General features: G+C 53.8%; 11 protein-coding genes and 1 other RNA gene. 4 read left to right on the forward strand and 8 right to left on the reverse strand.

From position 1 onward, the window contains the following. Positions 1-76: 76 nt before the first annotated feature. Both RHH53_RS03280 and RHH53_RS03285 read right to left on the reverse strand, forming a co-directional pair. Entirely contained in the window at positions 77-316 is a 240-nt protein-coding gene (locus RHH53_RS03280; RefSeq protein WP_206201046.1) for a hypothetical protein, read from the reverse strand. Further along, a complete protein-coding gene (locus tag RHH53_RS03285; protein WP_225901640.1) occupies positions 313-984 on the reverse strand; it encodes a PHP domain-containing protein in 672 nt (223 codons plus the stop codon). Before RHH53_RS03285 ends, RHH53_RS03280 begins: the two co-directional genes overlap by 4 nt. Positions 985-1,104: 120 nt before the next feature. Here RHH53_RS03285 and ffs point away from each other — a divergent pair. From ffs to nadA, 4 genes are all read left to right on the forward strand, one after another. Beyond that, an RNA gene (ffs, locus tag RHH53_RS03290) (signal recognition particle sRNA small type) lies at positions 1,105-1,201 on the forward strand. Positions 1,202-1,224: 23 nt separating this feature from the next. Continuing rightward, on the forward strand, positions 1,225-1,869 hold the full coding sequence (gene hisIE / locus RHH53_RS03295; RefSeq protein WP_149820934.1) for a bifunctional phosphoribosyl-AMP cyclohydrolase/phosphoribosyl-ATP diphosphatase HisIE: 645 nt from the start codon (positions 1,225-1,227) through the stop codon (positions 1,867-1,869). A 78-nt stretch (positions 1,870-1,947) separates the two neighbouring features. Continuing rightward, positions 1,948-3,444 carry a C-3',4' desaturase CrtD gene (crtD, locus tag RHH53_RS03300; protein ID WP_302678829.1) on the forward strand — a complete coding sequence of 499 codons (1,497 nt, stop codon included), beginning with the start codon at positions 1,948-1,950 and terminating at the stop codon, positions 3,442-3,444. 72 nt (positions 3,445-3,516) lie between these two features. Beyond that, positions 3,517-4,476 carry a quinolinate synthase NadA gene (gene nadA / locus RHH53_RS03305; RefSeq protein WP_206201049.1) on the forward strand — a complete coding sequence of 320 codons (960 nt, stop codon included), beginning with the start codon at positions 3,517-3,519 and terminating at the stop codon, positions 4,474-4,476. 19 nt (positions 4,477-4,495) lie between these two features. Here nadA and RHH53_RS03310 read toward each other — a convergent pair whose 3' ends face one another. From RHH53_RS03310 to RHH53_RS03335, 6 genes are all read right to left on the reverse strand, one after another. Further along, the gene (locus RHH53_RS03310) at positions 4,496-5,383 is read right to left on the reverse strand and encodes a hypothetical protein (RefSeq protein WP_302676834.1); all 888 of its coding nucleotides are present in this window, start codon (positions 5,381-5,383) and stop codon (positions 4,496-4,498) included. A 10-nt stretch (positions 5,384-5,393) separates the two neighbouring features. Next, entirely contained in the window at positions 5,394-5,894 is a 501-nt protein-coding gene (locus tag RHH53_RS03315; protein WP_302676832.1) for a hypothetical protein, read from the reverse strand. Between the two features lie 53 nt (positions 5,895-5,947). Further along, the gene (locus tag RHH53_RS03320) at positions 5,948-6,652 is read right to left on the reverse strand and encodes a lipoate--protein ligase family protein (protein WP_225901641.1); all 705 of its coding nucleotides are present in this window, start codon (positions 6,650-6,652) and stop codon (positions 5,948-5,950) included. Further along, positions 6,649-9,306, reverse strand: coding sequence for a bifunctional acetaldehyde-CoA/alcohol dehydrogenase (gene adhE / locus RHH53_RS03325; RefSeq protein ID WP_310744090.1), 2,658 nt, complete (start codon positions 9,304-9,306; stop codon positions 6,649-6,651). Before adhE ends, RHH53_RS03320 begins: the two co-directional genes overlap by 4 nt. A gap of 39 nt (positions 9,307-9,345) precedes the next feature. Beyond that, positions 9,346-10,110, reverse strand: a complete 765-nt coding sequence (gene pflA / locus RHH53_RS03330; protein WP_206201054.1) for a pyruvate formate-lyase-activating protein — start codon at positions 10,108-10,110, stop codon at positions 9,346-9,348. A 489-nt stretch (positions 10,111-10,599) separates the two neighbouring features. Next, positions 10,600-11,265 (reverse strand): 1-acyl-sn-glycerol-3-phosphate acyltransferase, encoded by a 666-nt coding sequence (locus RHH53_RS03335; RefSeq protein WP_302678833.1) that lies wholly within the window; start codon positions 11,263-11,265, stop codon positions 10,600-10,602.

The raw sequence follows: 11,265 nt of genomic DNA on the forward strand, positions 1-11,265 counted from the left end.
GCCGGTCAGTTTACTGGATTCTGGCCGATCTGACAAAAGACGCCCGCCAAAGCTCAACCGGCGCAGAAACCTATCATTATTGCGAGGAGGGCAAAGAAGGCATCGGCAAATAACTCGCCACCTGTGACCATAGAAACTGTGCTTGCTCCCACAGGCGATCGGGACCAATACCAAAAAAGAGTTGCAACAGGAAAACAATCAGGGCAATTTTAATCGCCGTACCGAGAGTGACCTTGAGGACAGTGATCAGCCAGCGGAGCACGAACCAACTGATGGCGATCGCCCCTAAGGTGATCAGGATTTCAGTCACGGTCATCGCCGCACCAAGATATCTTGGCCATGGGTATCCGTGCCGCAGGTCTCCAGCAACTGGTGTTCAACGGCCAAAGCATGCACAAGGGCGGTTGTTTCAGGGGTGGGTTCCCACACATCGGGATTGCTGTAACAGTAGTAGGTTTCCACCCCATCAATCCCCCGCGCCACAGCTGCAGGAATCAATTGTTCAGCAGGCAAACGATAGCGCGCCGGGTGTGCCAAAATCGCCAAGCCTCCTGCTTCATGGAGTGCGGCAATCACCCGTTCTGCCTGTGCCAAGTCCCCTTGGGGGGCAGTGCCCATTGTATAGAGATGCAGGATCGGCGCATAGGGGTCAAAGCCATAGCCCAGAATATGCACCTCAGTACCCAAGAGTTGAGCCGTAATTTCAATGCCCGTGTAAACTTGGGGGCGATCCGTTCCTGGATAGGCTTCTACGTAGGTTCGAGCCTGAAAATAGCCCTCTAGGGCATGGTGATCGGTAATGGCAAATCCCTTGAGGCCATGGATCATTGCCTGTTGCGCCACTTGCTGCGGTGTCAGTTGCCCATCGGAGCAGATGGTATGGAGATGAAAGTTATAGCGATAGGGACAACTGGTTGCCGTCAACATCCGAAAGAGACCACGGAGAGTCTCAGCCTGCGTCACCATCAGTGCAGCAAGGGTCATAGGCATTACCAAATCTTACGCTGTTACCTCTTTAATATAAACTTTCTTTAAGAAACGAGAGATAAAGATTCCTAATAGGGCGATTTATGTACCTCGATGGGGTGTGCTAGGATACAAGTTGGCTCGGAATCATGCGATCGCAACGCCTCAACCTTGTCAGGTCCGGAAGGAAGCAGCAATACGGGATGCTTGCGGTAGGCGTGATCTCCGGGTCACCCTCTTGAGACCTGCGAACGATTCATGCCTGTCACTACCCTTAGCCTCCCCCTCGATGAGATTCGCTACGATGAACGGGGTTTAGTGCCAGCAATTGTCCAAGACTATTTGGACGGCACCGTGTTGATGCTGGCGTGGATGAATCGGGAATCGCTACAGAAAACCCTTGAAACCGGTCGTACGTGGTTTTGGAGTCGTTCGCGCCAAGAACTGTGGCCCAAGGGCGAAACCTCTGGCCATGTCCAGTGGGTCAAAAGTATCCGCTACGACTGCGATAGTGATGCCCTGTTGTTAACAGTAGAGCAAGTGGGCCAAGTCGCTTGCCACACGGGGCAGCGCAGTTGTTTCCACCGCCATGGGGAGGCCGGACAACGGGTAGAAGACCCACCAGCAGATACCCTTTCGCAAGTGTATAACGTGGTCTGTCAACGGCGCGACTTTCCGCAGCTACAGTCCTACACTTCCAGCCTGTTCACAGCCGGTGATAATAAAATTCTCAAGAAGCTGGGCGAAGAAACCGTAGAAGTGGTGATGGCCTGCAAAGACGATGACCCCGAGGCGATCGCCAGTGAGGTAGCGGACTTGTTTTACCACACGCTAGTTGCCCTTGCCTATCATGGGGTGTCCCTGCGGCAGGTCTATGAGCAGCTTCAGTTGCGGCGGCGCTAGTTGCTTGCCGTTTTCCTTGTCAGCACTGGCTCAACGTCGTTAAAGTGCTAGATACAGGTAATTTACATAACTATACAAATGGCAAAGCAGGTGGTCGTCATTGGCGGCGGCATTGGGGGTCTGACCACAGCGGCATTGTTGGCACGACGGGGCTATCGGGTTCAGCTGTTTGAGCAGGCAGCCCAACTGGGGGGCTGTGCCTCCACATTTCAGCGGCGGGGCTTTACCTTTGATGTTGGCGCCACCCAAGTGGCTGGCCTTGAGCCGGGGGGAATTCACGCGGCGATTTTTGCTGAATTGGAGATGCCTCTGCCAGCAGCAACCCCCTGCGATCCTGCCTGTGCGGTGTATCTGCCGCAGGAAATGACGCCCATCAATGTTTGGCGCGATCGCGATCGCTGGCAACTGGAACGTCAACGCCACTTTCCCCACAGTGAGCGGTTTTGGCAAGGCCTTGAACACCTCTTTGCCATTAGTTGGCGATTTCAGCAGCGGCAGCCCATTTTACCCCCGCGCAATGGCTTTGATCTGTGGCAATTGGTGCAAGCCCTGCGTCCGGAGACGCTTCTCACGTTGCCCTTTAGCCTGATGACGGTGACCGATTGGATGCGTCTTTGCGGTGTCGGGGGCGATCGCCGGCTGCGGCAATTTCTGGATCTTCAACTCAAGCTCTACTCCCAAGTAGATGCCAGTGAAACCGCACTCCTCTATGCCGCCACCGCCCTCTGTCTGTCCCAAGACCCCCACGGCCTCTACCATCTCCACGGCAGCATGCAGGTGCTCAGTGATTTACTCGCCAATGCCTTGCAGCGCGATGGCGGTCAAATTTACACCCGGCATTTGGTGCGTCACATTGAAGTCGAGCGGGGGCGTGCCGTCGCTGTCCAAGTGGAGAACCTGAAAACAAAAACCTTGCACCGCGTTGCAGCGGATCACATTGTGGCCAATGTCCCTGCCCAAAACCTGCCCCAACTCCTTGGCGATGCCATTCCCACTGGCTATGCCCGCCGCCTCAAAACACTGCCGCCGGCCGCCGGTGCCTTTGTGATTTACCTTGGCGTTAAAGAGGCCGCCATTCCCGAAAGTTGTCCACTCCACTTGCAGTTTCTCTACGATGCGGAAGGGCCGATTGGCGAAAATAACTCCCTGTTTGTCTCTGTGAGTCAGCCGCAGGATGGGCGTGCCCCCAGAGGCTATCGTACCCTGATTGCCTCCAGCTTTACTGAACCGAATTTTTGGCGTCAGCCCGACTTAGACTATGCCGCCACCAAGGCGCAATACACCCAAACAGCTCTTGAACACCTCGGGGAATTCTTTGATCTGCGGCCTGAGCACATTGTTCACTGTGAAGCGGCGACCCCCCGCACCTTCTGGCGCTATACCGCGCGGCTAGATGGCATTGTCGGGGGCATTAGTCAACGCCTGAGCACCTTTGGCCCCTTTGGCTTGGCCACCCGCACCCCGATTCCTCACCTGTGGTTAGTGGGAGATTCCGTGCATCCGGGGGAAGGTACGGCCGGTGTCAGCTATGGTGCCCGTGCCCTTGTGCAGCAACTGCTCGCCAATGATGCCTAAGGGATTCCTATTTTGGTGAAAATCACTATAATAGAGAGACTCGTTACCAATTGCGAAAGGAACCCACTGCCTGTGTTTGCGACTCTCGCTGCCCCCCAACCGTCCCTGCCGTTGGATTTAATTGCGGCCATCCAAGACCTGAAGCGGGAACTGAATGCAGTGATTCTAGCCCACTACTACCAAGACCCCGCCATTCAAGATGTGGCCGATTACATTGGTGATTCCCTTGGGCTGTCGCGGCAGGCCGCCAGTACCAATGCCGATGTCATTGTTTTTGCTGGGGTGCATTTCATGGCCGAAACCGCCAAGATTCTCAACCCCGATAAGCTGGTGTTGCTGCCGGATTTGGCGGCGGGCTGTTCTTTGGCAGACAGTTGTCCTGCGGACGCCTTTGCTGCTTTTAAGGCGCAGTATCCTGACCATTGGGTGATTTCCTACATTAACTGCACTGCCGAAATTAAAGCCCTGAGTGACATTATTTGCACCAGTTCTAATGCAGTGAAAATTGTGCAGCAGTTGCCTGCGGATCAGCCCCTGATTTTTGCCCCCGATCGCAACCTTGGTCGCTATGTCATGGCACAAACCGGACGGCAGATGGTGCTGTGGGACGGCAGTTGCATTGTCCATGAAACCTTCTCCGAGCGACGCATCCTCGAACTCAAGGCCGCCTACCCCACGGCCCAGGTGATTGCCCACCCCGAATGCGAAGAAGCCGTACTCCGCCATGCCGATTTTATTGGTTCGACAACGGCTTTGCTCAACTATAGCCAACGCCAAGATCACGATACCTTTATCGTTGTCACCGAGCCAGGGATTCTCCACCAGATGCAGCGGCGCAACCCAGAGAAAACTTTTATCCCTGCGCCCCCTCAGGATCAGACCTGCAATTGTAATGAGTGCCCCTTTATGCGCCTGAATACCCTAGAAAAACTCTATTTGTGTATGCGCGATCGCCAGCCCCAGATTGAACTACCAGAAGACATCCGCCTTGCGGCGCTCAAACCCATCCAACGCATGCTGGAAATGTCCTAAACCAAGGGTGTCAGCTCCCTTAAATCTCAGCAACTGCTCGCTCAATCAGGCGACGAGCTAGGGTCTGAACGCCCGTATGGTAGTAGTAGTTGGTGCTCATGTCCAAAAAGGCTCCCAAGTAGTCGAGGTTATCCTTCGAGAGTTCAATAAAGCTTTGCAGACTATTGATCACCTTTTGCGGCGTTAACTCGTGGCTGCTGACAAATTGATGCATCCACCCCTGCACGGCATTAAAACTTTCGACAATAAAGCCCAATTGACCGCTGGGATTGCCCCCCGGCACGACACTGCCAATTGCTTTGAAGGTGGGGTTTTCCTGTAGATCATTGGGTTGCAAGCTTTGCAGTGTGCCCAAGCATTTGAGAAGAAAGTCAGGCCCTAGGGGAATCAGGCCATCAAAGCAGATGAGGGCGGCCATCCGCATCAGGGATTCACCACTGTAGTCGGCAAGGGCACGCAGGAAGTCGCCGAGGCTGTCACCGGGAATGCCATTGATTTGACAAAAGGCCAGAATTTCCACAATCAGCTTAATGCTGAGATCAATGGACTGCGCCCGCTCTGGCTTGGGTGTCATTTTATCCAAGAAGCCGAGGAAGGAAATTTTCTCGCCCACTTTGTTGGCAAGGGCAGCCGCTCCTAGGAGAGCATCGGTGTTGTCCACGGTTTGATAGAGCCACAGTGCCCGCTGATAGCCTTGGGATTTGTCATTAAAGAGCCGCACGGCGCGATCGCCAATTTGGCGGATCAAGGCAGGATCCGTTTCTCCAGTTACATGGCGGATCGTGTTATCAAAACCAACGATATTTTGCCACTGGCCGGGAATGATGAAATCCAAGGACTTGAGGGCCATAACGGTGATGCCCCCAGTGGGGAGTTGATCAACAATTTTATAGATAGCTGCGCTCACGGTGGTCTCCTTAGGGGGCAAGTTGGGCTAAACCAGCAAGATCAAATTTTTCAATCCATTCGCGGCGATCGCTGGCGGTAAAACTGGGATCACGGGAGAGTACCTTCACCTGATAGCGGTTGGCCACCAGAATGGCCGTTTGTGTGGTTCCCACCTCTACTGCTGGATAGCCAGCAATCTGCATCGTACTGTTTTGAAACTTGGCGGCAGCCTCAGGGGTGCTAATCGTATCGGAAATGGCCAGCATCGCTAGTTCTTTGCCCTCTTTTTTCAGCTTAGCCTCGGCAAAGCCCTTTTTCTCTTGGACATAGATGCGCTCAAAGCCATTCCCCTCGGGCGGAAAGAAGCGATTAAATTCACTGCCTTGGGTGGCTTCACGACTCACTGCCGGTGGTGCATTGCGCTGAGTGCTTTCCTGTTGCACCTGCTCATAGGGAGAGGGCGGGGTAGGGGCGCAACCGGTAATGAGAAGCGTCAGGGTTAAAATAAGCGCAGTCAGCCAGCGTGCCATGTGAATCCCCAAGACAACAAGCCAATCATAGCCTAGAGGGGGAAGCCACAGCCCTAGTTTGATACTTTGTTAATTTCTGCATTAATCTCTTGCCACTCGCGATCGCTCAAGGGTTCCGGGGTCAGTTTCACTTGCCACTGCGCCTCAAAGGCGTCCAAGAGAGCCGTTTGCACCACCTCTAAAGGGGGAAGGGACTGCCGATGGGGAACACTGCCAAATACCTGCTGCCATAGATCGAGGTCAGGGGTCAGGACAATTGAACCATGCTGCAGGACGCGATCGCCCCGCCAAGCTTGGGCACTACCAATGACTTTCTCGCCCGTAGGTAAAACCAAATCGGCCACGGTGGCTTGGGCAAAGCAATTGATCGGCGCTTGAGAGGAATAGGGGTCTTGTCCCAACTGCAGAGGCCACCCTAGGCGCTCAAACCCCACCCTCAGGAATTGACACAGATCGGTATAAACCTGTCGCCGCCGTTGCCCCAACCCCCACACCACTAGACTGTAGGTGAGATCCCCTTGGTGCAAAACAGCCCGCCCCCCCGTGGGTCGCTGCACCAGTTCGATGGCTTGCCCCTGCCAGGGCAGATGTTGCCAGTGCTCTGGAATTTGCCGCTGACTGTAGCCAAGGGAGATGGCGGGCGGTGACCAAGTGTAAAACCGCAGACAGGGGCGATCGCTAGACTGCCACAACCACCGATCCACCGCCATTTGCACTTTTCCCGGCGCCCCAAAGGGGGGAATATAACGCCACTTCATTCAGAAGCTGCTTCTGCCGGATGGTAGGCTGCCGCATCCCGCCGACACCCCATATAGGCAAGGATATACAACTCCTTCAGGTCTTGAATCAGCGGATAGCGAGGATTTGCCCCCGTGCACTGATCGTCGAAGGCCAGTTCGGCCATGCTTTGCACCTGTTCATAGAAGGCTTGATCCTCACTGTTGAGGGCTTCCTTAATGGTGGCTGGAATCTCTAACTGCGCCTTCAGGTCTTCAATAGCGGCAATCAGGCGCGCCACTTTTTCCTCTGGAGTGCTACCACCCAATTCAAGAAAGTCGGCAATTTGGGCATAGCGTTCCTTGGCTTGCGGATACTTGTACTGTGGAAAGATTGCCTGTTTCAGGGGGGCATCCGTGGCGTTATAGCGGATGACATGGCAAATCATCAGCGCATTGGCAAGGCCGTGGGGCAAATGGAAGGTGGAGCCAAGTTTGTGGGCCATCGAGTGGCAGACCCCCAAGAAAGCATTGGCAAAGGCCATGCCGGCGATCGTGGCGGCATAGTGAACTTTCTCGCGAGCTTCTGGGTCAGCCGCCCCCAAGCGATAGGCACGGGGTAAGTACGTAAACAGCAGTTTGATTGCCTCTAATGCCAGTCCCTCAGTAAACTCCGTCGAGAGCACCGATACATAGGACTCCAAGGCATGGGTTAGGGCATCAATGCCGCCATAGGCCGTGAGTTTCTTGGGCATGTGCAGCACCAAGTCGGGATCCACAATCGCCATGGTGGGCGTGAGGGCATAGTCCGCCAAGGGGTATTTAATCCCCACGCGATCGTCGGTAACCACTGCAAAGGGCGTCACTTCGGAACCCGTCCCCGAGGTCGTGGGAATTGCCACCATCATGGCTTTTTGACCCAAGGGGGGCAGTTGATACACCCGCTTGCGAATATCCATGAAGCGCATGGCCAAGCCGTCAAACTCCACCTCTGGATGCTCATACAACAGCCACATCACCTTGGCCGCATCCATGGGTGAGCCACCCCCCACGGCAATAATCACATCGGGCTGATAGTCTCGCAGCAGTTCTAGGCCGCGATTCACCGTACTCAGGGTCGGGTCTGGCTCCACTTCATGGAAGATGTCGTGCTTGATGCCCAGTTCTTCGAGGGTGTGCACAATCGGGTCAGTGATCCCCAAGTCAAAGAGGGGTTTATCGGTAACCAAGAAGGCGCGTTTTTTCCCTTCTAGCTCTCGCAAGGCAATGGGTAGGCAGCCGGGTTTGAAGTAAATTTTCGGCGGCACGCGGAACCAGAGCATATTTTCGCGGCGATCGCTCACCGTTTTGATATTCAACAGGTGATGGGGACCGACATTTTCCGACGTGACATTACCGCCCCACGTCCCACACCCCAAGGTCAGCGAGGGATCCAACTTGAAGTTGTACAAATCCCCGATCGCCCCTTGGGAAGAAGGGGTGTTAATCAAAACCCGTGCCGTCTGCATGCGGTATTTGAAGTAGGCAATGTCATCTTGGTTGCGGGGATCGGTGTAGAGCACAGAGGTGTGCCCCATGCCGCCAAAATTCACCAACTGTGCGGCAATTTCCACCCCTTTATGGAACTGGGGTGCCCGATACAAGGCCAAGACGGGACAGAGTTTCTCATAGGAAAATGGCTCCTGCGACCCCACTTCACTCACTTCACCAATGAGTACCCGCGTTTCTGGCGGCACTTGGATATTGGCCATTGCAGCAATAGTGGCTGCTGATTGACCGACAATCGCAGGATTGAGGCGACCATCCTTCAGGAGCAGTTGTGCCACCCGCTGCCGTTCCTCAGGGGAGAGAATGTAGCCCCCCCGCCGTTGAAACTCGGCTTTGACCGCGTCATAGATCTCATCAACGACAATCACCGCCTGCTCCGAGGCACAGATCATGCCATTGTCAAAGGATTTACTGAGGAGAATCGAACTCACCGCTGTGGGAATATCGGCTGTGGCATCAATGAGCACCGGGGTATTGCCCGCCCCGACCCCGATCGCCGGATGACCAGAGGAATAGGCGGCCTTCACCATGCCTAGCCCACCCGTGGCCAAAATCAATTTAATTTGGGGATGCTGCATCAGGACTTGGGAGAGTTCAATGGTTGGCTCATCAATCCAGCCAATAATATCGCGGGGTGCGCCAGCGGCGACTGCTGCATCCAACACCACCTTGGCTGCGGCCACCGTACAGACCTTTGCTCGGGGATGGGGCGAAAAGATAATGCCATTGCGAGTTTTCAGGGCAATCAAGGCCTTAAAGATGGTCGTCGAAGTTGGGTTCGTCACCGGCACCACACCGGCAATGATTCCCACGGGTTCAGCAATTTTTTGGATGCCAAAAATGGGATCATCCTCAATTACGCCGCAGGTTTTCTCATGTTTGTACTTGTTGTAGATATATTCCGAGGCAAAGTGATTTTTAATGACTTTATCTTCGACAACCCCCATGCCCGTTTCGGCAACGGCTTGTTTGGCAAGGGGAATCCGCGCTTGGTTGGCCGCCATGGCCGCTTGGTGGAAAATGTGATCCACCTGCTCTTGGGTAAACTGAGCATACTGGGTTTGTGCCCTTTGGACACGCTCAATGAGTGCTTCGAGATCGGCAATGGTTTGAACGGGTTGAGAATGAGTTAAGGCTTGGGCAGTCATGGGCGACTCCTGAGGAAAGAAATTTCTTAAATGGGCAAGTTATTGAACGTTGAGATCATATTCACGGAAAAGGGCGATCGCCCGTTGGACATCTTTGGGACTCGCTGCCGGCGTATCAAACAGTTCATAGGGCAACCCTAATTGCTGCCATTTGTATTCCCCCATTTTGTGAAAGGGCAACACCTCCACTTTCTCCACGTTACGCAGACCCGCCACAAATTGCGCCAATCCCCGGATATTTTCGGGATCATCCGTCAGCCCCGGTACCAAGACAAAGCGGATCCACGTCGGTTTGTGGATCTCATCTAGGTACTTGGCCAACTCCAAGGTGGGGGTAATCGTGACACTGGTGACCCGCCGATAGGTCTCCGGCAGAAAGGATTTAATGTCCAGCAGAACCAGATCCGTTGCCGCCACAACCGGTTTAGCCGCCTCCAAGACCACATAGCCCGACGTATCTAGGGCGGTGTGCAATCCTAATTCGTGGCAGCGCTCAAAAATTTCACGCACAAACTCCGGCTGCATCAGTGGTTCGCCGCCACTAACCGTTACGCCCCCTTGGCGCAGATAGGATTGGTAATGCTGAATATCGGCAATCAGTTCATCCACGGTTACGAGCTTGCCCTGATGGGGTTCGCGGCAGTCGGGATTGTGGCAGTACAGACAGCGCAGTGGACACCCTTGGGTAAAAATCACATAGCGAATGCCGGGGCCATCTACCGTGCCACAGGTCTCAACGGAGTGAATGTAACCTGTCACCTTTTGTTTTTCGGGTTGTTTTTCAGGGAGTATGGAAACCATCATTGAAACCTCGGTGACAACAGATTGCTTGAGATAGCGTTTATGGATTTAAAGAGAACTTTCTAAAAAATTTGCTAAAATTTTAATCGCTTAAGAAAGTATCCCAGTTAACAAAAACTCTGTTTTCAATTCCTCTCTACGTCTTGCCTACGGCCTAGGGGGTACATCTGTTATGTAGCTAGCCATTTTGAACGTGCTCCATTCTTGGGAAAAGAGCAGTACAGTGCTGCGCTTGGTAAAACTATAATTTCAGCATAAAAGCAGAAGCACAATTTGCCTGCTGTCTTAATTAACTTTTAGGATTGGTGGTTGTTTCGCAACGTTGCCTAACTTAATAAAGAGTCTTTAAGTACACCCCTATTGGTGGGCGATCGCTCGCTCAAAGCTTGGAAAATATCAAGATTGAGGCTTTTGAGGACTTGTTCAATCTTGTCTTTATTCTACAAAATTCTCTTGATCTAGGCCAATTGTGTGATTAGTGACAAAGTAGCTCTACTCGCCCTGCGATCCCGCACATTTGCGGGCCTCAAGCACGGCTGCATGTAAGGCTGCTTCCAGTTGCTGGGTCAATTCCTGTGCCTGTTGTTTGAGGTTGCCCTCGCGCTCAGCGGGCGTCCACAGGGGCGCTCCAATCCAAAGGGCTACCCGCGCACGAAACTGCGGCTGTGGATCGTAGGCAATGCCAACGGGAAAAATCGGCAGGGGGCGATCGGCCTGCAAGACAAGACGGGCAAGACCGGGCTTCAGGGGACGTACTACCTGATCCGGCACAATCCCACCCTCGGGAAAGATCACTAGGGGCTGACCTGCATTGAGAATCTCCAGCACATGGCGCAAACTACTGGGCTGAGGACGGTTGAGGTTCACAGCAAAGGCACCCAGACGACGGATAAACCAGCCCTGCACCCCGCCAAACTCGATCGCATTGGTCATAAAGCGTAGCGGATAAGGCCACACCAAGGGCAAAATCACCGGATCCCAACGGCTACAGTGCTTGGGGGCAAGCAAGAAATGACCCTCCTTGGGCAACTGCTCGCGACCGACAATCGTAATCCGCGAAAAGTAAAGGGGCAAAAATAGGCGATGAATTGGCCATAACCCCCAATAGAGCCACGGTGAGATATGAGATGTGGTGGGTGCCGTTTTTTTATGGCGCAT

The sequence above is a fragment of the Thermosynechococcus sp. PKX82 genome (genome assembly GCF_031583255.1).
In the GTDB taxonomy this organism is placed as follows: Bacteria; Cyanobacteriota; Cyanobacteriia; order Thermosynechococcales; family Thermosynechococcaceae; genus Thermosynechococcus.